We start from the raw sequence: 23,627 nt of genomic DNA, 5'->3' as shown, positions 1-23,627 counted from the left end.
CCAGGTACCACGCACGCCAACTACTCCCATCGCTCCTCCTGGTACGCACCAGCCCCAATTCTGACCACCTGCCTGCCCCCACGCCAAGGTAACTGCATTTTGTACACTTAAAACAGTCACTTTTCTCTCAAATCAGTGAATAACTGTATTTCATACACTTAAAAATCCTGATTTAGCCGTTTTCATACGCTTTGGTCAATTTTAACTGCACCAAATACAACTAAAACTAAAAAACAGCTGATTACTTTAAGAATAGATGTATGAAATACAGTTACTCTCCATAGAAACGCCCGCCGGGTGATCCACTTACCATATTTGATCGGGATGCATCGCTTTTGGCTCATAAAATCTCACTCTTTGGCCGGAGCCGACTGGCTGGAGCAGATTTTTGCCGCTAAGCGACTGCAGCAGCTTCTGTGCCGTCCGAAAGTTCAGCTCAAAATGCAGTTGCACATCCTTCGGCCTAACAGCACGGCCCAGGCTCCAGGCATAACGCAGCACGTCCTTTTCTGCTGAAGCAAGCACAGGGCCGCCCGTTCTGCTGCGCGTCAGATATGGAGCCAACGCAAGCTGCAGCAGCATCCGGCAGATCTCGGGACGATTCTGAATATCGTCAAACGCGAAGTGCAGCATCCGCCAGCCCATTCCTGTCAGGTAGCTGTCCCGGTTGAGCGCGTAGCTGAATTTCTCGCGGTCCATATCCTTAATATGACTCTGAAAGCCGTCACACTCCAGCCCGAAACGCGCCCCATTCTGCGGCAGATAGGCAAAATCCAGGAACTGTGATTTGCGGTTCCAATCATAAATCTCAACCTCTGGATGCAGCTGATCCAGCGATTCGAATAGCGGCCACCACACATTTTGCACAAAAAGCTTCTCGGCATAGTTATGCCCCCTGAGCAGTCTTCCCTTAGCTTCACCCTCTCTCTGTTCAGCATGCTGGCTGATCCACAAACGGTGAGCTTCCTCAAACTCCTGATTGCTGCCATTCTCCATCATTTCTCCCCCCCCATTCTTATAACGCAAAAAAGCCCTTCAACCCGCAGAGCTGCGGATTAAAGGACGTTCTTCGTCACATATAACTACTTACAATTATAGCTGTTCCAGCTTAAAAGTTCTACAACGATCCGGCTGCCCCTCTGCGGGAAAAGTCTTAGGCCATCACTCACGCAGGGTAGCGGTTTAGCTCAGCCCAGCAGGCGCTTGGCAAGGTGCAGGCATTAGCATGGCGACAGGCGGCCCTTAGCATGGCAACAAGCGGCGCTTAGCATAGCGACAGGCAGCATTCAGCTCCCTTACACCCGGCTGCGCCCGTGCATCGTGATCGCTTCCTCTACCTTGATGCAGCGGTCCATAATGGCCGTCATCCCGTGCAGGGCGGCAATATCTGCCGCCTCCTGGCTGATGATGCCCTGCTGGAGCCACAGCACATTCGCGCCGATGTCGGCCGCCTCCTGCGCAACCTCCGCGCAGAATTCACTGCGGCGGAACACATTGACGATATCCACGGGTTCCGGGATTTCTGCCAGCGTATGGTAGCATTTCTCGCCCAGGATTTCGCCGTCAACTGTTGGGTTGACCGGGATGATCCGGTAGCCGCGCATTTGCATCGCCCGGGCGACCATATAGGAGGTGCGGTCGGTTTTGTCTGATAATCCAACAACAGCTATGTTGCCCACAGCAGCCAGCAGGTCGCCGATCCGTTCACGGGGCGGGTTCTCAAAATGCATATCTCATTCCCCTTTTCATATTAGGCTCTGAATGGTTCCCTATCCTTATTGTACCCACTCTACATCGGCACCAAGCGCACGCAGGTGATCGAAATATTGCGGATAGGACTTCGCCACATGATGCGCATCCTTGATCAGCAGCGGCTGGCGGGCACGCAGGCCTACTACGGTGAGCGCCATAATTACCCGGTGGTCATAATGCGCATTGATCGTCACGCCGCCTTCAACCCCTTCCGGCATGCCGTGGACAATAATCTCATCGCGCCGCTCCTCGACCTTGGCTCCGGCCCGTGTCAGCTCGGCCAGATAATCCGTAATCCGGTCGCACTCTTTATAGCGCAGGTTCTCCACATTGTAGAACCGTGAGGTGCCTTCGGCGAAGACCGCCGCCGCCACCATCGCCAGCACCGCATCCGTTGCGTTGTCACCGTCGAATTCAACCGCCTTCAGCTTCCCGTTCCCCTGCACATGCACCGTACCGTTCTCATGGGTTAGCGGCACTTCCATCATCCGCAGCACATCGATTATCGCCCGTTCCCCTTGCTTGCTGTGCTCGGCCAGCCGGTGAATGCTCACATCCGACTGCGTTACCGCCGCTGCGGCAAGCACCGCTGCAGATCCGGGGTAATCGCCCTGCACCGTATAATTCTTGGCGGCATACGCCTGCCCGCCTGGCACCTTGAAGGACATGTAATCCTCTGCAGCATGGACTACAATTCCGGCCTGCTCCAGCACCTCCAGCGTCTGCCCCACAACCACCTTCGACTTCAGATCGTCCAGCACGATAATCTCGCTGTCCTCGGCAAGCAGCGGGGTCAGGAACAGCAATGCGCTGAGATATTGCGAGCTGACCGCACCGGAGACGGTAATCCGGCCTCCTACCGCCGAGCCGCCGCGAATGGTGATTGGCAGCTTGCCTTCACGATGCTCGACCTCCACACCGAGCTGGCCCAGCGCTGTTATAAGGTCGTCATGCGGCCTTTTGCCCAGCGAATCGGGATAGGTGTTCACGAAGGTCACCTCAGGACTAAGTGCAGCCACAGCCATCAGGAAACGCAGCACCGCTCCCGCGTTGCCCACATTCAGCTCCTTCACATGACGCGGATGGCGTCCAAAGCCCTGAATAACAATCTTCTCTTCGTCTTCGGTAAGCACTGCTCCAAGGTCGGCAATACAGCGGCGGATCGCATCGCTGTCCTCGCTGTGTGCGGGATGATAGATCGTGCTCACCCCTTCGGAGAGGGCGGCAACAAGCAGGTAGCGGGTGGTGTAATTCTTGGAAGAGAGTGCTCCGATTTCACCTTGCAGCGTTGGCGTTGGCCTAACAATAACATCCATAATTTAAGCGCTCCTTAGTATAATTGTAGTCTGTATGTACAGCTGGTTTGACAGGCTATTCTGCTCTTGTGTTATCATTAGGGCATTCTTCAGATGAAAAGAGGTTGCTCCATGAACAATAATATTCCCCAAATTACACCGCAGGAACTGCGGCAGCGACTGGAAACAGGCAGTGACCTGGTGCTCATCGACGTCCGCGAGGATGAAGAAGTAGCCGCGGGCATGATCCCGGATGCGCTGCATATCCCCATGGGCGAAATTACTGCGCGCCAGGATGAGATTCCTGCAGACGCAGAGATTATATTCATCTGCCGCTCCGGCGCACGCAGCCAGCGGGTCTGTGAATACCTGGTTCAGTCCGGCTATAACGTCGCCAACCTGAGCGGCGGCATGATCGAATGGAACGAAACGCAGGAGGACTAATGCCTGCAGTTCCACACGCTTAGAAGCTAAGACGCGGCAATGCACCAAAGACAAGGGGCTGACTGTCCCTGCTTAGCGGCAACCCGCTCTTCCAGAACCTCAAGGTTTATGGATGAATTGAAGTATAACTACCCATATGATCCAAAATATGCTGCAGCACCTCAGCCGTATTCAGGCCTGTGGTGTCCACTGTGCAATGCGCGAAGCGATAGGCCTCCCGGCGCTCTTCCATGATGCCCCGGACCCGTTCTTCCGCATTGCCGGCGAGCAGCGGCCGGTTCTGATCCCCGCTGACCCGGGCAATAATCTCCTCAGCAGTTGCCGTAAGCGCAATGACCACTCCCTGCTCCAGCATGAGACGGGTATTGGCCGGTGCCAGCACCGCTCCGCCGCCGGTCGATATAATCTGCTTGTCGGCTTGCAGCACCTCCGCAAGACACTGCGACTCAACCTTCCGGAAATAGGCTTCGCCGCTCTGTGCGAAGATCTCCGCGATGCTCCGGCCTTCCTTCCGGACGATCACCTGATCCACATCCACCAGCTCATAGCCCAGCTCCTCGGCAAGCAGCACAGCCACAGTCGACTTACCGGTCGCCATCATGCCTACCAGAACGATATTACTGCTGTGCTCACGGCATTCTGCCGGTTTCTCTGCTTCCTTCTTCCCAGTCATGACTACCCTCCTGGCCGCGACATTTGTCATATCATAACACAGGGTCAAAAGATTAGACAATCCGCTTCTTGCACGCCCCGCCCAGGCACAGCCACAGCAAAAAGCCCGGAGGGCCCGCCATTTCTGGCGAAATCTTCCGGGCTTGCAAGTTATGAAATGAATCGTATGTCTTACTCTGCCAGCCAGTTGTGGTGGAACACGCCTTCTTTGTCAACACGCTTGAACGTGTGGGCACCGAAGTAATCGCGCTGCGCCTGCAGCAGGTTCGCCGGAAGGCGTTCTGTGCGGTAGCTGTCATAATAAGCGAGTGCGCTGGAGAACCCTGGAACCGGCACACCAAGTGTTACCGCCGAAGCGATGACCTTGCGCCATGCAGTCTGGTAGGAATCCATGACATCCTTGAAGAACGGATCAAGCAGCAGGTTCTTCAGATCAGCGTTATTCTCATAAGCATCTGTGATGTTCTGCAGGAAACGGGAGCGGATAATGCAGCCGCCGCGCCAGATTTTGGCCAATTCGCCATATTTCAGGTTCCAGCCGTATTCGTCGGAAGCTACGCGCAACTGGGCGAAGCCCTGGGCGTAGGAAACGATCTTGCTCGTGAACAGTGCCTTGCGCACGTTCTCGATGAATTCAGCCTTGTCCCCGGTGAATGGAGCGGCTTCCGGTCCGTTCAGCACTTTGCTGGCTTCTACACGCTCATCCTTCATGGCAGACAGGAAGCGGGAGAATACGGATTCGGTAATCATGGACAATGGCACGCCGAGATCCAGCGAGCTTTGGCTTGTCCACTTGCCGGTACCCTTCTGTCCGGCGGAGTCAAGAATCACATCCACCATCGGTTTGCCGGTTTCTTCGTCATACTGCGCGAAGATGTCTTTGGTAATCTCGATCAGGTAGCTGTCGAGTTCGCCTTTATTCCACTCTGCAAAAATTTCATGCAGTTCCTTGGCACCCAGGCCAAGCACATCCTTAAGCAGTTGGTAGGCTTCACAGATCAGCTGCATATCGCCATACTCAATGCCGTTATGCACCATTTTGACGTAATGTCCCGCACCGCCAGGCCCAATATATGTACAGCAAGGCTCTCCGTCCACTTTGGCCGAAATTGCCGTAAGAATAGGTTCTACGAGCTTATACGCGCTTTCCTGGCCACCTGGCATGATGGAAGGCCCTTTAAGAGCACCCTCTTCGCCCCCGGAGACACCGGCTCCGATGAAGCGGAAGCCTTTTTCCTCCAGCTCTTTGCTGCGGCGCACCGTGTCAGGGAAATAAGCGTTGCCGCCGTCGATGATAATATCGCCCTGGTCCAGGAACGGCAGCAGCTGCTCAATGGTAGCGTCCGTTGCTTTACCCGCCTGCACCATGATCAGAATTCTGCGCGGTGTTTCCAATGATTCAACAAATTCCTCAATGGTAAAAGCACCCGTCAGGTTCTTGCCTTTCGCTTCGTTCAGAAGATCATGTGTCTTCTCAGGAGAACGGTTGAATACTGATACGGTGAAACCTCTGCTCTCGATATTCAGAGCCAAATTCTTGCCCATTACCGCTAAGCCAATGACGCCGATTTGTTGTTTAGCCATCTGGTCCTCCATCCTTTACACTCTGTATTGTGTGAAATCCATTTCTCGCAGTATAAGAATACCACCCTTTGTCAGAGACAGCAAAGTCCCCTGCGAAAAGAGATCAATTTCATTGACAAATCCCTGGATACAGGGAAATTGCTCACAATGACTATTTTAACGGTTTTATGTTCAGAAGTGAACCCCTCCGTAGATAGGCAGCTACATATTCCAAGAAGAAACGGCTTGCCGCCGTCCTTTGAAGGAGACGGAATCCGTTTCTGCGGGAAATAGAAGGATAATTTATGGCTGAAACATATAACTTCTTTTATTTGAAAAAAAAGCACCCCGGCTGCGGAGTGCCCTTTGCGCTGCTGTGGTCCATTATGTTACCATTCCAGCAGGCTCAGCTCGTGCGTCAGCGCTTGAAGCTTGCCGGTGCATTCCGCCGAAGCCTCAGCATCGCCTGCACGCATTGCCTTGCTCAGCAGATCAAGCTGCTCATCAACCTCCAGCCTGCGCTGGCGGATGCGTTCCTCTCCCTCTGCGGAATAGTACAGCTTGCTCAGCTCCAGGTCCGACAGCAGCGGCCCCTTCTGGTATAATACCCGCTGCTGGTAGCCCGAGATTTCCACCAGACGGATGACTTCACCGAACAGAATATTCTCGATAATAATCTGGCGGTCGCGGAAACGCTTGACGATTGCATGGCCGCGCATCTCTCCGATCAGCTTCTCCATCCACTCGGACAGGCGCGGATCACGGATCATATAGTCACCCACCAGCTTGTAGCCGTCTTTAAACGGCTGGAACCGCAGTTTGACAAGCTTGCGGCCGGTGCGTACCGAGATCAGAAACACGTTCTCATTCTCGCTCCAATACAGGGAATAGCCGTCTTGAATCAGATTCTTGATCAGATCCTGGATATGCTGCCGGTCGAAACGCAGCTCCAGATTGCAATATTCAACCTCGTCGTTTTTATTCAAGGCACTCCCTCCTAACAGCTTGGTAAGTCAATCTCGGAAGTATTGCAGGATGCCGGACCTCCCCAATTTTTGTGATGCTGAATTTTGCGTTCGTGTTACTCTTATTTTATACTTCATTTTATGTAGCGGTAACTTGGTTTATTGACTATTTTTACCCGCTGCTGTCCATTCCCAAACGTTTACAACATTTTAACCCATTAAAATACGAGGTGACAGCTATCATGCCGGTTATTGAATTTGACAAGCCCGATTTTGCCGTCTTTGAGATTGAAGGACTGGAGCCGCGTATGGAGGCGCTGATCGAACGCGTCCGTCCCAAGCTGACCCAGCTTGGCTATGAGCTGGCACCCTTCCTGTCTGCACTCTGCGGCGAGGAGATGTTCCCGCATGTAGCGAAGCATGCCCGCCGTACCGTCCACGCCCCGAAGGATACCTGGGTCGCCTGGGGACCGAATAAACGCGGCTACAAGGCGTTGCCCCACTTTCAGGTAGGGATGTTCGGCAGCCATTTGTTTGTGGTGTTTGCCATTATCTATGAGAGCACTAATAAGATTAGCTTTGCCGAAGCCCTGTCGAGAAATACAGAGGATGTGATCAAGCAGCTGCCAGGGGATTATTTCTGGTCCACAGATCATCTGGACCCGCGTGGCACACCCCATTCGGAAATGGGCGGCGAAGAGTACGGCGAATTCGCCCGCAGGCTGAAGGAAGTGAAGAAAGCTGAAGTCACCTGCGGGCTGCGCATCGCCAAGGATGACCCTGTGCTGCAGGATCAGGATCGGCTGATCGCCTTGATTCAGCAGACTTTTGAGAGGTTGTTGGTGTTGTATAGGATGGCGTCGATCCCTCCCAAACCCTCCCTTCCAAGGGAGGGCCCCAAAGGGCTGCACCCTCTGGACTCCCGCAAATTTGGCGAATGAGCTTGGCGGTACTGTGATTAGGAGGCTGGGAGGGAGGAGCGCTTATCCCTGCGGGACCGCTTGGACGCCGCTGGGGTTGGCCGTGGCATCCCTTACGGGATAACACGGCCGATTGCTAAGATCAAGAGCGGGCTGTTCCTGCGGAATGCGCGCAAGAGCCTATGAGCGAGAGCGGGCTGTTCCTGCGGAATGCGCAAGAGCCTAAGTGCAAAAATTTTACTACTTAGGTTCTTGCCAGGAATTTAGAGTCTGCCCTGGAACTTTCTGGGTAATTTGATGAGAAACTGGTTACTCCTTAGGTCCAGTGAGGATGTGTAGGGAAATTCTACCGCTAATTGTACGAAAGTTGGGGAATCTGATGAGAGGATAGGGAGTTTCTACCACTAATGACACCCTATTGGCTCCAAAATGCCCTCGATAGACGATTCAGTGGTAACTTTTCCCTATATGCCATGATTATCGATCATTAGCCCGGAATTAACGGTAGTTTTTCCCCATAGCCACCTATATTTTTCTCCTTCGATAGCGCCAATCTGCTTGGGGAAGGCCCGAGTCCTAAGCAGTAACCGAAACTGCAACTAAATTCAGCTGAAACATCAATGTAGAGTGTTGCATAAGAGCTTTCAGAGAATTAGATGCGAATCTGCATTTAATTTCAGCTGAAACTCCTGTTAGCGGAGAAATAAGTGCGAATCTGGTTACTACTTAGGACCCCCTTATGTTCCTTGTGTTACTCGTCCGAGCCTGTCATACCACACCGCGCGACAAGGAGGCTAAGTATAACAAAGGAAGGCTGTCGCCGGTAACCAGCGATTAACTTTCAGACTATTAACGGACTCAGGAGCCCCTATTTGCTGTACAAAGGCTGTTTTGCAGCTCTAACGGATTCAGGAGCCCCTATTCAAGCCAAAACCCACTAGGTAAGGCCTGTTTTTCCGATATAGAGGCTATGCGGTCCGTTAGATTCCAAACCAGCGCAGAAATGAGGAAATTGGAGCTATACGGTCCGTTAGGACGTGGGTTACCTGAAGTTCGGGTGGGGAGGGTTTGGATTACGGTAGTGTGATCCCCTAACCTTCGCAAGTAAACCTTCTATATCCTCGCAGGATCCTAAGTAGTAACCGAATCTGCAACTATTTTCGAGGAAAACGTTTGTTTAACGCTCAAAACTCGAAATTAGATGCGTATTCGCACTTATTTGCTCCAAAACAGAAAAAATCGGTGAATTAGGTGCGTTTTCGCACTTAAATCGCTGGCTGGACTAAGCTGGTGTTCAAGAAATCACATCTTGGATGCTCCTATCTTATGGAGACCTAAGCAGCAACCCGTTTCGCAACTAAATGTTCGGCTCCTTAAAGGAGTCCTAAGTAGTAACACAAAGGCCGGCTGTTCCTGCGGAATGCGCAAGAGATTAAGTCAACAATAAAGCCGCTGGTCCCCAGGATGTTCCCGGGGACCAGCGGCTTTATTCATAGCTCACAAGCATACACAATAAGCGTGCCTCTAGTCATAGAGGCGGTTTCTGCTTCATTCAGCTCAGCTTCAGCTTCAGCTTCGTCCGGTGGACAATCAGCAGATGCAGCACAAACAGCAGAACCATCACAACAGCGCTGGCCAGAAATGGCACACCATGCCCCACGCTGTCCCATAGCTTCCCGGACAGCACCGGTCCGGCCACCATCCCTGAGCCTTGCAGGGTCAGGAACAAACCCCAGACCGTACCCCGCTCACCCTTTGGCACCTGCTGGGCCAGAAATGCATTCCAGGCCGGGAGGATCAGCGCGTAGCTTATTCCCACCAGTGCCACCGCGCCGAACGCGAACGGCAGCCAGCGCACCTGGGAGAACAGCGCCAGAGAAACAGCAGCCAATAGAAAGCCGATGTTCAGGAATACGGTCGTTCCGATCCGATCCACCAGTCGGCCGGCCGGAATCAGCGCCAGCACGGTAATGCCTCCGCCGGCAATCAGCAGCAGGCTGAACTGGTTCGGGGTCACATGCAGCTCCGTGCGGGCGAACAACGTGACCACAGGCGTCATCAGCCCGATGGCAAAGGCCTGCAGGAACAGCGCCGGATAGAGGAGCCGGCTGACTTTGAGTGTTGTTCTAACCTGGTGCAGTGTTCTTCGCAGGCTCTCCAGCGGTCTCAGCTTCTTGGCCGGCACAGCGACCTCGCTGACAGTGGCATCCATGTCACGCACGACATGGGGCGCGCTGGGGCCGATCCGCTTGGGCAGAAACAGCGCAACGACCACCACAAGGACCGCGCAGCCGAGCAGGAACAGAAAGGCTGCCTGGTAGCTTTTTCCGCCATGATCCATCAGGAAATTAACCGTGATCGGCCCTATGCCGGTTCCGGCCAGGGAAGCCATCTCCACCGCCCCCATCGCAGCTCCGCTGCTGCCGCTCTTGGTTAATCCGGCCAGCTCGGTAATTCCGGTCATGACACAGGGCCAGAGCGGCGAAGTCCCGATGCCCAGAATCAGGCAGGCCACGGACAAGGATACTGCATCCTTAGCGTAAACGATCATGCCCACAGCTACCAGGATAAGCAGCAGCGCTCCGGTCATCGCCCAGCGGTAGCCGATACGCTCCATGATCCAGCCGGACGGGCTGCGAAACAGGTTGTCCCCCAGATACTGCAGGGCGAACGCAAAACCCACCACTGTCACGGATAAACCGAGTATGTTCTCCATATATACCGGCAGCAGGGCGACAAGAAGTGAACCTTTGACAAACTCCACCAGAAAAATAATGACCCACATCTCCATGATAAACGGAGACGCCAATTTAATATGCATACGCTGCTCGATTTTGCCAGGCATTACATCACATCCTAGTAATATGTTGTTGGTTTTGTTATACTGATGCTTGCTTGAAAATTTAGCGAAACACGAAAGGTTGTGACAGCATTAAATGAATCAACACCGTACTCCCCTCTTCTCTGCTCTCAAAAAGCATGCCGCCGGCAATCCAGTTCAATTCCACATTCCGGGACATAAGAAGGGGCTGGGAACCGATGCCGAATTCCGTGAGTTTATCGGCGATAATGCTCTATCCATAGACTTGATCAACATCGCGCCGCTTGACGACCTACATCAGCCCACAGGGGTGATTCAGGAAGCTCAGAAGCTGGCGGCGCAGGCTTTCGGCGCCGACTACACGTATTTCAGTGTACAAGGCACGAGCAATGCCATCATGACGATGATCCTCTCTGTCTGCTCTCCCGGTGACAAAATTATCGTGCCGCGCAACATCCATAAATCGGTGATGTCGGCGATTATTTTCTCCGGAGCCAAGCCTGTGTTCGTCTCGCCTGTACAGGATGAGAATCTCGGGATAGACCACGGCATAACCACCAGCTCGCTGGAACGGGCTTTAAGGCGCCATCCGGATGCCAAGGGCGTTCTGGTCATCAATCCAACCTATTTCGGTGTCTGCGCTGATCTGCGTTCGATTGTCGACCTGGCCCATACTTACGGTGTTCCCGTTCTGGTTGACGAGGCACATGGTGTTCTGATTCATTTTCATGAGGATCTGCCGGTATCGGCGATGCAGGCCGGTGCGGACATTGCAGCTACGAGCGTGCATAAGCTGGGCGGCTCCATGACCCAAAGCTCGGTGCTTAATGTCAATGCCAAGACCGGTCTGATTAACCCGCAACGGGTACAGACGATCATGAGCATGCTGACCACAACCTCGACATCCTACATTCTGCTCGCATCGCTGGATACGTCCAGACGCAATCTTGCGCTGAATGGCCACGAGATGGCGAGCCGGACGATTGCACTGTCCAATTTCGCCCGCGAAGAGATCAACAAGATCGAGGGCTTGTACAGCTTCGGCAAAGAAATTCTAGGTACAGAAGCTACATTTGATCTAGACCCGACGAAACTTAATGTGCATGTGCGCCATCTGGGCATTACCGGCTACGAAACCGAGAACTGGCTGCGTGCTAAATATAATATCGAAGTAGAGCTTAGCGATATGTATAACATTCTTTGCCTTATTACCCCGGGAGATACCCAAGAATCAGTTGATAAATTATTAGCTGCCTTGCGTGTGCTCTCTGCCATTCATTACAGCAAAGGCGAAATCTACGAGATGAAGGTCCAGGTTCCGGAAATTCCACAGCTGGCCTTGATCCCAAGAGATGCGTTCTATGCCGACACACAGCTGGTGCCTTTCCGTGAATCGGCTGGTTTTATCATCGCAGAATTTATTTACGTCTACCCGCCGGGAATCCCGATCCTGCTGCCTGGAGAGGTCATTACCCAGGACAATATCGATTATATTATTGATCATGTGGAGATTGGACTTCCGGTCAAAGGTCCTGAAGACCGCAGCATCACCAATATCAAAGTGATTGTAGAGGCCGACCCCATCTCCTGATGGGAGCCTCTGCTCCTGAATAGAGACGGCAACCAATGAACCCCCGACGCACATGCATCGGGGGGTTCATTGGTTAGCTGCATCAGATGCTCCCTATTGCCAGAGCCTCTGTGTAGTCACCGAAATCTATTGTTGCTGGGCAAGCATCTCGTTGTAAGCTTCTTCAACGGCTTTCCATTCAGCTTCATCTTCGATATTGTACAGCACCATTTCTTCATTCTCTTCTTCCAAGCGCAGAATAATGCCGTCTGCCTCAGGGTTTTCACGTTCCAGCAGCAAAGCATACAGCTTCTCTTCTACATCAAACGTTTCCACCAGCACCATTTCCACATCTTCGCCCTGCTCATTCGTCAAGGTCAGCACAAACTCCTCGTGCTCATGGTCGTGATCATGTCCGCAACCGCATGCTTCACCATGTTCATGGCCATGCTCATGTTTGTGATCGCTCATTGTAATACCTCACTTTAATTGAATTATCCTACGAAGGGTATCGTAACATGGTTGGTAAGTTCAGGTCAATTTGCCGGACCCACAAATACCCTAATTCATTGTAGTGATTACTTTCTCAGACACAAGTACGTAATCCGAGCCCTTGGTGGCCTTAATGTAGAAGCCTACCTTATACTTGCCGCTCTCCTTGAAATCATAAGTAAATTCCGAAGTGGGGAACCAGAAATCCGCCATCTTGGCGCCTTCCATATCACGGGTATCAATATCCTTCACGTTTCCTGAAGGGTCGGTAATGGCGATCTTCACCGAGGAGACCGAATCGGTCAGGCTGTCTACCTGGGAGAGTACCTTGAATTTAAGCTTGCCCAGCTTCACATTGCCGAAGACGGTATCTCCTTTGAAGAGTACGATATGAACATTGGGTCTGAGGATGCTCACCTTACCGGAACCATCCAGACTGACAATGCCGCCGGCTTCTCTTGCGGAAATAAATGTCTTCCCATCAATCACATAGCCGCCATCCGCAATTTCCTTGCCGTTGCTCCATACCCGGATTTTCTGCGTGACGGTATCTGCGAACAAGAAAGAACCGCCCATGAGCGAAAACACGAATACACACACCGCTACTTTTTTCCATCTAGTCATTGGAGAACCTCCAGATAATTCATGCTATTAATATATACTGTCTCCCCTCACGCAAGTTGCGCTGATACGGTTAAAATTTCATCTATTACTAATTTCTGCTCTCTGATCTGCAGAAAAGGCGACAGCGGGTGATCCTCCATAGATTTGCCTGCCCGGTTTTGCATTCAGACATAAGAAGAAACGGCTTCGCCGTCCTCTGCAAGAGGCGGCATCCGTTTCTGCGAAAAATAGAAGGATGAATTATAGTGTGGAACATATAATTTCTTATATTTCAACAAAAAACCGGGCAGGCCGGTTAAGACACGGTCTGCCCGGTTAAGATATTGCAGATTAGAATGACGGCAGCTGATCCAGGTTGTTCGTAGGATCTCCATCGGCGTCACCACGGATATACATTTCCCCATCCTTGCCTTTAAAAACATTCACTCCGGCGATTCTGCCGGCCTGCACCTCCTGCAGAGCCTGCTCATAAGCGAGCACACGTCCGGATGAAGTCTGGAAGCTGGTCAGATCACCGTCTCCATTCTTCTGGGCGGCTACAAAACTTTCGCGTTCATTGTCCATCATATGATCGTTCGCTCCCCGTCGCTAAATTGTGCCTGGGTGCTTACCGGGCAGTTCATAGCTTGTACCGGGGATCAGAAGATTATGTACAACTGCTGCTATAACGCCTTTCTCATACGCACATGAAGAATGCCCGCATCATAGAACGGCTCCGTTGAAATCACTTCATATCCCTGCTTGGCATAAAAAACTTCCGCCTGGCACTGTCCATCCAGGATGGACGCCTTGAGGCCCAGCTCACGCGCATACTCCTCCAGCGCCATCAGCAGCACGCGGCCGTACCCATAAGCCCGGTATTCCTTCAGCACAGCAATCCGCTGCATTTTGGCTGAATCGTTCTGGTAATAAATCATCCGACCCGTCGCTACCGGCACGCCGTGATCCATAATCAGCATATGCTGCACATTCGGACTGATGACGTCATATTCGTCAACCTCTTCCTGCATCGGCACCTTCTGCTCCTCGACGAACACCTTGGTGCGGATAGCCAGTCCCAATTGAAGTTGTTCCTCTGTAGTCACTCGTACAATTTCTGCAGCCATGATCGCAACTCTCCTCTTTCACTTTCCCAATTTAGATACATGCGCTGCTCCTGAAGCTTAAGTCTACTCTCCCGAGTACACCTCTTCAGGAATGGAACGGTCATATACATCCTGCAGCACCGGGGAATACGGACCATATTCGGTTCCGAGTCCGCCATCCAGATTGGACATCGTCTCCACCTCAGTCACTGTCGGCCTTTGTTCCTCCGGGAAGCAGCCCGTTAAGACCAGCAGCAGACTTGCAGATACGCCAAGCCCCCATTTTTTCATTAATTGAATCATAGCTATACCCCTTTCGTCAATTGCTGCAACAGCCTACTCTACTACAGCCTTGACGATTCAGCGGGGTTATAAACTACACACTTATCTATGAAAGCCCATCAGCAGCAACAGTCTCAGCACCAGCTTCCACCAGCGGAACGGGTTATACTCCATGGCTGCACCTCCTGTCCGGCAGATTCAGATGATCTTATTTTAGCATAATGGTTAGAATAGTCATGTCGGCAAACAGCATAAAGAAGGCCGGCAATCCGGCCTCCTCTGTCGATGCAGCCTGTACACTTTTACTTGCTCAGACAACCCGCTGCTAGCACAATACCCGTTTAATTTTGCGGACAGCTACAGCATTCAAACGAAGCGCTTGGCGGATAGAGTCTCTTGCTGCAAGCAGCTCAGCTCTGGGACGGCTTCCAATGGGAGCGAAACACAGATTCTGATTGATGCGCACTAATCTTTCCTTCAGCACCACCCGCTGTGCCCGCAATGCTTTTAGCGCTTTGCGCAGTCTTGCTCGATCAGTTACACTCATGAGTTTACACCTCTTTACAGTTTGATAGTATAAGAGATGCATCCGGGTGCGGGTTAGTCTGTGTGCTACGGCAAAGAATATGGAGAACGAAGCCTGGTTGCACTACTATAGAAGGATAAAAGAGTGCATCGGCCTGATCCACCGGGTTCCTGAATTCGGAACCATTGATTTAATTGCAAAAGTGCAACTAATTAGCGGATTTCTTCCGTTTTTGAGTAACTGCTAGATTGGCGAAGCAAACCAGAGAACTCTATTATTTCCTGTATCGTTGCAAGAATTACTCAAGCAGTCCTAATGAATCACTAAGCAAACACTGCGCCCGCCTGACAGCGAACGCAGTGTTGTATGGTTGGACGGCTTGGAATAAGCCTTCTCTTCTATTGCTCTTTCAAGACCAGCTTCAGCGGTGCGGGAATCATCGGCTTCACGGTTTGCCCGTCCAGCACATCCTTGGCGGCTTGAACGGCCAGCTGGCCGATTAATTCGGGCTGTTGGGCGATGGTTCCGGTCAATTTGCCCGCCTCAATGGAAGCAAGCGCGTCTTTGTTGCCGTCAAACCCGATAACGGGAATATTTTTGCCCGAGCTCTGGATCGCTTCAATCGCACCCAGGGCCATCTCGTCATTGTGGGCGAAGACCGCCTGCACGCCCGGATTTCCTTCGAGCAGGTTCTCCATAACGGTCAATCCTTTGATGCGGTCGAAATCGGCTGTTTGCTTCGCAATGACATCTAGCTGGGTATCCGCGAGTTCATGGAATCCCTTGCCCCGTTCACGGGTGGCCGATGCACCCGGCGATCCTTCCAGCTCAATGACCTTCGCGCCCTTGCCCAACTTCTGGACGATATATTCGGCCGCCATGTTTCCGCCTTTAATGTTGTCCGACGCGACCAGGGCTTTGACTTCTCCTTGATCCGCCGAGCGATCCAGTGTAATAACCGGGATATTCAGGCTGTTGGCCGACTGGACCGATGTCGAGATTGCCGATGAATCCACAGGGTTGATCAACAGTGCGTCCACCCCTTTTTGCATCAGATCCTCCACATCGTTGTTCTGCTTGGCAGAGTCGTTCTGAGCGTCGATAACCAGGATCTCCACCCCTTGCTTCTTCGCCTCCGCCGTTACGCCGTCTTTGAGGGACACGAAGAAGGGATTGTTCAGGGTTGACAGGGATAAGCCGATTTTCAAATTTTGCGCGTTGCCTTCATTATTAGGTTTAGCCCACTCGGGGGGCTCCAGGGAGCAGCCGGTCATCATCAACAGCAGTATGGACGTCAGGACTAAAGCGAGTTTTTTCATAGTGGAATCCCCCTTTTATACGGCTTTCTTGCGGTCAATCAGTACGGCAATCGCAATGACAATCCCTTTGACGACCATCTGGTAGAAAGAAGAGACGCCCAGCAGATTCAGCCCATTGTTCAGAATTCCGATAATTAGCGCACCGATCAAGGTACCAACAATGCGTCCGCGGCCCCCGGTCAAGCTGGTGCCTCCCAGTACAACCGCCGCGATGGCGTCAAGCTCATAGGAGGTTCCCGCCGTTGGCTGGGCCGAATTCAATCGGGAAGTCAGGATGGCCCCGGCCAATGCCGACAGCATGCCGACCAGCGAATAAATCATAATTTTGATACGGTCTACCTTAATCCCTGAAATAATGGAGGCCTTCTCATTGCCGCCGATGGCGTAGGTCTTGCGGCCGAACGGCGTTTTGTGCAGCACTATCCACAACAAAGCGAACACGATAATCATCGTAACAGCCGGAACGGGAATACCCATGAAGTACCCGCGGCCAAACAATTGGAACGTCATGCTGTCTCCAAGACCCGTTATCGGGTTGCCATCCGTATAGACAAGAGTCAATCCTCGAAAAATCGTCATGGTCGCCAGAGTGGCGATGAACGGCGCCATTTTGCCTTTGGTAATCATCAGGCCGTTGACCATTCCTATCGCTCCGCCCAATACACAGCCACCTATAATCGCCAGTATGGGATTCCAGCCCGCCAACAGCAAATTTGCCATGAAGGCACTGGAGAGTGCGAGAATGGAACCCACCGATAGATCAATTCCGCCTGTCAGAATGACAAAGGTCATCCCAAAAGCGATCAGCGCATTGATGGCGACTTGCCGGAGCAAATTCAGTATATTAAGGGGCTCCAGAAAGCTCGGATTCAGCAAGGACACGATGAGAACAAGAATGAACAACCCCAGCAGCGGACCCAGCTTCTGTATAATCTGCCCCACCCGCAAATTCTTTTTTTCTCTGCCATCCGTAATTGTTGTCATCCTATTGCCCCCCTGTGGCTAATGTCATAATGCTTTCCTGCGTAGCTTCCTGCCGGGATAGTTCTCCGCCGATTTCCCCTTCATGGACCACTAATATCCGGTCGCTCATCCCCAGAACCTCGGGCAGCTCAGAGGACACCATAAGGATCGCAACGCCGCGTTCGGTTAACTCGTTCATGAGATGATAGATTTCCCTCTTGGCTCCCACGTCGACGCCGCGTGTGGGTTCATCCAGGATCAGCACGCTTAGGCCGATGCCGATCCATTTGGCGATAACCACTTTCTGCTGATTGCCTCCCGAGAGCTGACGCGCCGGCGTGGATGAGGACTCCGTCTTGATCTGAAGGCGCTGAATGAGCAGATCCGCGAACTCTTTTTCCTTCTTGTCCAGAATTACACCCTTGGGGGCGAAGCTGGATAAATTCGTCAGTGCCATATTGTCGCGGATGGAGAAATCAAGAATTAGACCCTCATCCTTACGGTCCTCCGTAACGAAGCCGATGCCCGCTTGCATCGCATCATGGGGGTTACGGATCGCCACTTGTTGCCCCCGAACCCACACCTCGCCGCTGTCCAGAGCATCAAGCCCGAACAACGCTCTCATGATTTCCGTCCGGCCCGACCCCATCAATCCAGAGAATCCGATAATTTCACCGGCCCGCACCGAGAAGCTAATGTCTTTAAATTTCCCCGTTTTGAAAGCGTTCTTCACTTCAAGCACCACTTCTCCGGGCTGGAAGGCGCGCTGAGGGAAACGGTCCGTTAATTGACGCCCGACCATTTTCCGGACCACATCGTCAAAATCCGTGTCCGGTATGGCCTGGGTATCTATGGTTTTGCCATCCCGCATGACGGTGATCCGGTCGCATATCGTAAAGATCTCCTCCATCCGATGAGAAATATAGACGATGGAGACGCCTTCTTTTTTGAGGGAGGCAATGACTTCGAATAATTTCTTGATTTCCCGCTCGGTCAGTGCGGCCGTGGGTTCATCCATAACGATAACCTGAGCATGGGTCATGAGTGCCTTGGCAATCTCGATCATCTGTTTCTCCCCAACCGAACATTCCCCGGCCTCCTGGTTCAGCGGTATCGTCACGGAGAGCTTGCGGAACTGCTCATTTGCTAGCGCTTTCATTTCGTTCGTATTCAATAGGCCAAGTGCAGTGGTTCTTTCCTTCCCGATAAACAGATTCTCCAGGACCGTCATATCCGGCCATACATTCAGCTCCTGGTGGATAAAAGCGATCCCGTTACGCTCCGCTTCTTTGGGGTTGGCAAAATAGGTTTCCCGACCATCGATCAGGATAGTCCCGCTGTCCCGTTGATGAAGACCGATCAGAATGTTCATCAGCGTGGATTTGCCGGCGCCGTTCTCTCCCATCAGGGCATGAATCTCCCCATCCTGTAGCTCAAAATCCACTCCCGTGAGAACCGGGTTGGTGCCAAAGGACTTATAAATGTCTTTCATTTCGATGCGCATATCTCTAGAACCTCCTCCATATCAAAAATAGACGCCGGCTTGCAGGATGCAGTTCGCGTAAGGCTTCGCTTCGCCCGTGCGAATAATCACCTTGGCCTTCTGGGTCAGCTGCTTGAATTGCTCATGGGAAAGCGCCTCTATCGGAGTTCCCCTGAACTTGTCATTCACATATTGCGAGGTTGCTTGATTATTCGCGGCCAGTTCCTCGGCTACAATTACCTTCTCGATCACCATATCCTCGGCTATGACATCGACGACCTCTTGAAAGCCGGGAACGCCCGGTTTAAGGGCCAGGTCAATCTTGGGAACGCCCGCCGGAACCGGTAGTCCGATATCCGCTATGACAATCATGTCGGTATGGCCCAGGTCGGCCAGAATTTTGGAAATATGGCTGTTCAATATCCCGTGTTTCTTCATAATTAAAGACTCTCCTCCACCTCTGCTCTCATAGGCATGCCGCCTTGAGCGCCAAATTTGGTAACGGATAAGGAAGCGGCTCGATTGGCGAACTTCACGCTGGCCTGGATGGAGCCGCCTTCGGCCAGAGCCACGGCAAATGCAGCGTTGAACGTATCTCCGGCTCCCGTCGTATCTATGGCCTCCACTTGATAAGTGGGCACCAGTACCTCCCGCTCTCCATCGCAATACCGCACGCCGCTACTTCCCTCCGTTATAAAAAGCTTGCCCGGATACTTCCGCAACGCTTCCGCCTTATTCATCCCGCTGAACAAAATGGAGCATTCGTGTTCATTCGGCGTCAGGTAGGCGGCCTGTTCGATCACCGCTTCACTAAGCGGACGGGCGGGTGCCGGATTGAGCAGCAGCGGCACATGGATGCTATGGCAGAGGCTGCTAACATACGATACAGTCTCCTCCGGGATTTCTTGCTGCACCAGAACCATATCGGCGCTTCGGATAGCGTCCAGCGCCCGTTCGACCAGGGCAGGCGTAACGTGATCATTGGCGCCTTTGACTACGATAATGCTGTTGTCCCCCTCAGCCAAAACGATGTGGGCCGTCCCGCTCTCGGCATATGTAACCGGTTCCACATAGGTGGTAACAACGCCGTTTCTTTTAAAATTGTCCAGGATCGCTTTGCCGTAAAAATCGTCACCGATACAGCCGATCATCGTAACCTCAGCGCCCAGCCGCGCGGCGGCAACCGCTTGGTTCGCGCCTTTTCCTCCCGGAACGGTGGTGAAGTTGTCTCCCAGAACCGTTTCACCGACTTGAGGCCGTTTGGAAGCGGTCACCACCAAATCCATAGAACAGCTTCCAATCACACAAATCTTAGCCACATCTTTCACCCTTTCTTACTGGTTTCCATTCTGCTTCGGGTCGTTTCCCGCTCGATGAAGCTGACGGGCAACTGAATGATCTTGTCTTCCACCTGATCCTGCTCTATGAGCTGAATCAATAATCGGGCCGCCGCGCTGCCCATGTCACGCGCGGGCTGGCGGATGGTGGACAAGGATGGCGACATCAGGCTACTGAGCGGAATATCGTCGAATCCGATAATCTGGACATCCTCCGGCACGGTTTTGCCAAGCCGATGGGCTTCACGAAGAACCGCCGAGGCCACAATATCATTGCTGGCGATAACACCGTCCGTATCCAAAAATCGCTCAAACAGCTCGGTCGCCCATTGCCCCGCTTCGGTATAGGAGAAGGATGATGTCTGGATCACATTGTAGCTGATCCCCATTTCAGCAAGTGCTTCAGCCGCGCCCTGAAATCGGTCCTGCGCCGGCTTGACATGGGCAGGTCCTTGGATAATGGTAATCCGGCTGCTGCCTCTTGCAACCATTTCCTGCGCGGCAAGACGTCCGCCCTTACGGCCATCTGCGTAAACGGAAGGACTGTCATTGGAAGTACGGTCCAGGAAGACGACCGGAATATTCATTTCCAGATAAGCCCCGCTGTCGGGAAAATTCGTAGATGATATCACGCCAACGACGTTGTTCTGGACAAAGGTGCGAATATAATCCAGCTCTTTATCCGCATTCTCATCGCTGTTGCCAAAAATAATCCGGTAGCCATTCTCCTGCATGTAATCTTCGATGCCCCGCGCCAGCTGCGGGAAAAAAGGGTTGGTAATATCCGGAAGCAGCAAACCGATTAACTTGGATTTTCGTTTGTATAAAGACCGGGCCACTTCATTGGGAGAATAATTGCTTTGCCGAATCGCCGCCTCAACCTTTTTGCGGGTATCGATGTTGACATAACCCGATTCATTGATCACCCGTGAAACCGTGGCCACCGAAACGCCGGCAATTTTTGCGACATCCTTAATTGTCATCATGAACTGCTGTCACCCCCTCATTTGTGTAACCGGTTACATGTTTTATATTTTTAGATTAGCACATCCCGTTTGAATTTACAAGTACCCAAAATAGCTTCTTCAGCAGGAAGCAAACAGCCTCATTGAGGCCCAGTGTAATCAAATCACCATCGGATTTACCTTGCGAGCTGAGGTCAAATCCCAATACATTAAAAAACAAGCCGGAGTGCTGCCCAACATGCGCCTCCGGTTTGTTGATATCAGATTACTTTGGATGAGTACACGTTCCGAATCGTCAGATGCTATTTTAATCGTATTGCCATACAAGCTGTCCCTTTCTCATTTTTGCAGCATATATGATTTGACCCGTATGATAATGAACCTCTCTCACCATCGCTATCATAAGATTGAGAGCTGTCGTCTCGTTATTTACTTGGCTATAGGTAAGAGGTGGTAAATTAAGAAATGGTTGTGACATTAATAACTCAGGGTTCGATTGGAGACGTTCAAGATATTGAATGATAATATCAAAAGCTTCTCTGGTCATTTTTATGGCTTGTTCTTTTGACATTTCCAGTCCTTTTTCAAATTCCCTCTCTCTATCTCTTGTGTCAGGAATATCAAAGAGGATTGTTTCAATTCGAGAGTGTGCTGCCCCTCTAATGTGAGCAACTAAATTGGCAATACTGTTACTTTCCATTGTTGGGGAAGAAGTAATATCTTCTTCGGACAATTGTTCAAGTGCTTGAAGAGTCCATTTCTTTTCCGATCTAAACTTAACCAACATACTTTCAATTAACTCAAAAGCGATATCCATTAGCAACCCCCTAATAACTAAGTTTATGTATAATCCTACCAAACAAATCCGCTTCCCTCAAATTTCATTAAGACACTAACGCGTGGTTAGTGTCTTTAGCGTTCAAGTTATCTCATCACAATCCAAAAATCTATTATTATTGTACTGCTATTGTTTCCAAATCAAGTACCGCAAAAGGTTCGATATTGACAAGAGGATGTTTCAGGCAGTGTCGTGTAATCTGCCTGTTCGGGTGAGTACGCGTAAGGGTTCGAAAGAACCTCAAGCAGCCGTTCCATCACACTGTAGTCTTCATGTTTCACCGCGGCTTCCAGTGCCTCTTCTACCCTATGGTTGCGCGGGATTAACGCAGGGTTGCTGCTGTACATCAGCTGTTGCGAGGAGGTTAGTGACTCCGCCTGTCTGCCTAGTCTCGCCTGCCACAGCTCATGCCACTGGGCAAATTCCTCAGTACCTAATAGGAGCGTATCTTCAGGTTTGCCCAAAGTTAAAGCACGGAAGGTATTGGTGTAGTCAACACCATATTTTTGCATCATACCGAGAAGGCCCTCAATAAGAGATACATCCTGTTGCTCTTCGTTAAAGATCCCCAACTTCGCCCTCATTCCTGTGAGCCAATTACGGTGATACATCTCTGTAAAATCTGAAATGGCCTCCTCTGCCAGTTTGACAGCCTGATTCTCGTTGTCATGCAAGAGTGGCAGTAGGGTCTCCGCAAATCTCGCGAGATTCCAAGCGGCAATATGTGGCTGATTGCCATAGGCATAACGGCCCTGAACGTCAATGGAACTGAATACCGTCTCAGGATCATAGGTATCCAAGAAGGCACAAGGCCCATAATCAATAGTTTCTCCACTTAGAGCCATGTTGTCGGTGTTCATCACACCGTGAATAAAGCCGACGAGCTGCCATTTGGCAATCAGCTCAGCCTGACGTTTGATCACTCCCTGAAGCAGAGAAAGATAACGATTCTCACCAGCATCCGCTTGCGGATAATGTCTTTGCCATGTGTAATCTGCCAGGGCCTGCAGATCCTCGGTTGTACCCCAGGCTGAGACGTATTGAAAGGTCCCGACGCGCAGATGACTGGCTGCCACACGGGTCAGAATGGCACCCGGCTGCTCAGTTTCCCGGATTATCAACTCACCGGTTGTTACCACCGCCAAACTACGGGTGGTAGCAATCCCAAGCGCATGCATGGCTTCGCTAATAATATATTCCCGTAGCATCGGCCCAAGTGCCGCCCGGCCATCACCCCGGCGGGAGTATGGCGTTCTGCCAGAGCCTTTAAGCTGAATATCAACCCGCTCGCCCAGGGGAGTGATCTGTTCGCCAAGCAGCACTGCTCTGCCGTCTCCTAACATGGTGAAATGTCCGAATTGATGTCCTGCGTAAGCCTGAGCAAGAGGCATAGCACCTTCAGGTACCTCATTGCCTGCAAGAACCGCTACATTATCTTTGCTTCGCAATGCTGAGCCTTTCAACCCCAGAGAGGTTGCCAACGGATCATTAAGAATGATCAGCTTCGGTAAGCGAACAGGCGTTGGCTTGAGCCTTGTAAGCAAAGATTCCGGCAGACTGGCATAACTATTGTCGAAGCTCCAGCCTGCATCTACAATTTCTTTTTTCTCAGTCATAAGGTCTCCTTTTCTCTTGATGTCGTAGCTTTTGTTTTCGTTTAGTGTATACTACTGCTCATTTATTATCCCCTCTTGACCAGTGCAAATACAGT

Annotated in this window: 24 protein-coding genes; 3 read left to right on the top strand and 21 right to left on the bottom strand. The window is 51.7% G+C overall.

The window, feature by feature from the left end; genetic code table 11:
• Positions 1-306: 306 nt before the first annotated feature.
• The 3 genes from B9T62_RS09420 to aroA form a co-directional block, all read right to left on the bottom strand.
• On the bottom strand, positions 307-999 hold the full coding sequence (locus B9T62_RS09420) for an endonuclease domain-containing protein (RefSeq protein ID WP_245864404.1): 693 nt from the start codon (positions 997-999) through the stop codon (positions 307-309).
• A gap of 296 nt (positions 1,000-1,295) precedes the next feature.
• Complete coding sequence (locus B9T62_RS09415) at positions 1,296-1,730, bottom strand: CoA-binding protein (RefSeq protein ID WP_087915021.1); 435 nt, start codon at positions 1,728-1,730, stop codon at positions 1,296-1,298.
• Positions 1,731-1,775: 45 nt separating this feature from the next.
• Positions 1,776-3,068: a 3-phosphoshikimate 1-carboxyvinyltransferase gene (aroA, locus tag B9T62_RS09410; protein WP_087915020.1), complete on the bottom strand. Its 1,293-nt coding sequence runs from the start codon at positions 3,066-3,068 to the stop codon at positions 1,776-1,778.
• A 111-nt stretch (positions 3,069-3,179) separates the two neighbouring features.
• Between aroA and B9T62_RS09405 the strand changes: the two genes are divergently transcribed.
• The gene (locus tag B9T62_RS09405) at positions 3,180-3,491 is read left to right on the top strand and encodes a rhodanese-like domain-containing protein (RefSeq protein ID WP_087915019.1); all 312 of its coding nucleotides are present in this window, start codon (positions 3,180-3,182) and stop codon (positions 3,489-3,491) included.
• A gap of 106 nt (positions 3,492-3,597) precedes the next feature.
• On the opposite strand, the gene B9T62_RS09400 is transcribed toward B9T62_RS09405, so the two are convergent.
• The 3 genes from B9T62_RS09400 to B9T62_RS09390 form a co-directional block, all read right to left on the bottom strand.
• Positions 3,598-4,164, bottom strand: coding sequence for a shikimate kinase (locus B9T62_RS09400; RefSeq protein ID WP_087915018.1), 567 nt, complete (start codon positions 4,162-4,164; stop codon positions 3,598-3,600).
• A gap of 170 nt (positions 4,165-4,334) precedes the next feature.
• Positions 4,335-5,747, bottom strand: coding sequence for an NADP-dependent phosphogluconate dehydrogenase (gene gndA / locus B9T62_RS09395; RefSeq protein WP_087915017.1), 1,413 nt, complete (start codon positions 5,745-5,747; stop codon positions 4,335-4,337).
• Positions 5,748-6,115: 368 nt separating this feature from the next.
• Positions 6,116-6,712, bottom strand: a complete 597-nt coding sequence (locus tag B9T62_RS09390; RefSeq protein ID WP_087915016.1) for a hypothetical protein — start codon at positions 6,710-6,712, stop codon at positions 6,116-6,118.
• Positions 6,713-6,933: 221 nt separating this feature from the next.
• Here B9T62_RS09390 and B9T62_RS09385 point away from each other — a divergent pair, with 221 nt between their 5' ends.
• Entirely contained in the window at positions 6,934-7,632 is a 699-nt protein-coding gene (locus tag B9T62_RS09385; RefSeq protein WP_087920200.1) for a DUF1054 domain-containing protein, read from the top strand.
• 1,531 nt (positions 7,633-9,163) lie between these two features.
• Here B9T62_RS09385 and B9T62_RS09380 read toward each other — a convergent pair.
• Positions 9,164-10,456 carry an MFS transporter gene (locus B9T62_RS09380; protein ID WP_087915015.1) on the bottom strand — a complete coding sequence of 431 codons (1,293 nt, stop codon included), beginning with the start codon at positions 10,454-10,456 and terminating at the stop codon, positions 9,164-9,166.
• 91 nt (positions 10,457-10,547) lie between these two features.
• Here B9T62_RS09380 and B9T62_RS09375 point away from each other — a divergent pair, with 91 nt between their 5' ends.
• Entirely contained in the window at positions 10,548-12,023 is a 1,476-nt protein-coding gene (locus B9T62_RS09375) for an aminotransferase class I/II-fold pyridoxal phosphate-dependent enzyme (RefSeq protein ID WP_087915014.1), read from the top strand.
• A 126-nt stretch (positions 12,024-12,149) separates the two neighbouring features.
• On the opposite strand, the gene B9T62_RS09370 is transcribed toward B9T62_RS09375, so the two are convergent.
• The 14 genes from B9T62_RS09370 to B9T62_RS09305 all read right to left on the bottom strand — a co-directional run bounded on the left by B9T62_RS09370 (position 12,150) and on the right by B9T62_RS09305 (position 23,532).
• Complete coding sequence (locus B9T62_RS09370) at positions 12,150-12,473, bottom strand: DUF1292 domain-containing protein (RefSeq protein WP_087915013.1); 324 nt, start codon at positions 12,471-12,473, stop codon at positions 12,150-12,152.
• Between the two features lie 90 nt (positions 12,474-12,563).
• Positions 12,564-13,118, bottom strand: coding sequence for a copper amine oxidase (locus B9T62_RS09365; RefSeq protein WP_087915012.1), 555 nt, complete (start codon positions 13,116-13,118; stop codon positions 12,564-12,566).
• Between the two features lie 330 nt (positions 13,119-13,448).
• Positions 13,449-13,685, bottom strand: coding sequence for a DUF3892 domain-containing protein (locus tag B9T62_RS09360; RefSeq protein ID WP_087915011.1), 237 nt, complete (start codon positions 13,683-13,685; stop codon positions 13,449-13,451).
• 95 nt (positions 13,686-13,780) lie between these two features.
• Positions 13,781-14,224 carry a GNAT family N-acetyltransferase gene (locus B9T62_RS09355; RefSeq protein WP_087915010.1) on the bottom strand — a complete coding sequence of 148 codons (444 nt, stop codon included), beginning with the start codon at positions 14,222-14,224 and terminating at the stop codon, positions 13,781-13,783.
• A 63-nt stretch (positions 14,225-14,287) separates the two neighbouring features.
• Positions 14,288-14,506 (bottom strand): hypothetical protein, encoded by a 219-nt coding sequence (locus tag B9T62_RS09350; protein ID WP_087915009.1) that lies wholly within the window; start codon positions 14,504-14,506, stop codon positions 14,288-14,290.
• A 304-nt stretch (positions 14,507-14,810) separates the two neighbouring features.
• Positions 14,811-15,032: a hypothetical protein gene (locus B9T62_RS09345; RefSeq protein WP_087915008.1), complete on the bottom strand. Its 222-nt coding sequence runs from the start codon at positions 15,030-15,032 to the stop codon at positions 14,811-14,813.
• Positions 15,033-15,409: 377 nt separating this feature from the next.
• Complete coding sequence (gene rbsB, locus B9T62_RS09340; RefSeq protein WP_087915007.1) at positions 15,410-16,330, bottom strand: ribose ABC transporter substrate-binding protein RbsB; 921 nt, start codon at positions 16,328-16,330, stop codon at positions 15,410-15,412.
• A gap of 15 nt (positions 16,331-16,345) precedes the next feature.
• Positions 16,346-17,314, bottom strand: coding sequence for an ABC transporter permease subunit (locus B9T62_RS09335; RefSeq protein WP_087915006.1), 969 nt, complete (start codon positions 17,312-17,314; stop codon positions 16,346-16,348).
• A 1-nt stretch (position 17,315) separates the two neighbouring features.
• Entirely contained in the window at positions 17,316-18,797 is a 1,482-nt protein-coding gene (locus B9T62_RS09330; RefSeq protein ID WP_087915005.1) for a sugar ABC transporter ATP-binding protein, read from the bottom strand.
• 21 nt (positions 18,798-18,818) lie between these two features.
• On the bottom strand, positions 18,819-19,214 hold the full coding sequence (gene rbsD / locus B9T62_RS09325) for a D-ribose pyranase (protein WP_087915004.1): 396 nt from the start codon (positions 19,212-19,214) through the stop codon (positions 18,819-18,821).
• 2 nt (positions 19,215-19,216) lie between these two features.
• Complete coding sequence (gene rbsK / locus B9T62_RS09320; RefSeq protein WP_087920199.1) at positions 19,217-20,095, bottom strand: ribokinase; 879 nt, start codon at positions 20,093-20,095, stop codon at positions 19,217-19,219.
• A gap of 5 nt (positions 20,096-20,100) precedes the next feature.
• Positions 20,101-21,099, bottom strand: a complete 999-nt coding sequence (locus tag B9T62_RS09315) for a LacI family DNA-binding transcriptional regulator (RefSeq protein ID WP_087915003.1) — start codon at positions 21,097-21,099, stop codon at positions 20,101-20,103.
• A 286-nt stretch (positions 21,100-21,385) separates the two neighbouring features.
• Complete coding sequence (locus B9T62_RS09310; protein ID WP_087915002.1) at positions 21,386-21,895, bottom strand: DinB family protein; 510 nt, start codon at positions 21,893-21,895, stop codon at positions 21,386-21,388.
• Positions 21,896-22,056: 161 nt separating this feature from the next.
• Positions 22,057-23,532 carry a protein adenylyltransferase SelO gene (locus B9T62_RS09305; protein ID WP_087915001.1) on the bottom strand — a complete coding sequence of 492 codons (1,476 nt, stop codon included), beginning with the start codon at positions 23,530-23,532 and terminating at the stop codon, positions 22,057-22,059.
• Between the last annotated feature and the right edge of the window lie 95 nt (positions 23,533-23,627).

This window comes from Paenibacillus donghaensis, assembly GCF_002192415.1.
Taxonomy (GTDB): Bacteria; Bacillota; Bacilli; order Paenibacillales; family Paenibacillaceae; genus Paenibacillus_AQ; species Paenibacillus_AQ donghaensis.
This window is presented reverse-complemented; position numbering and strand designations above follow the sequence as displayed.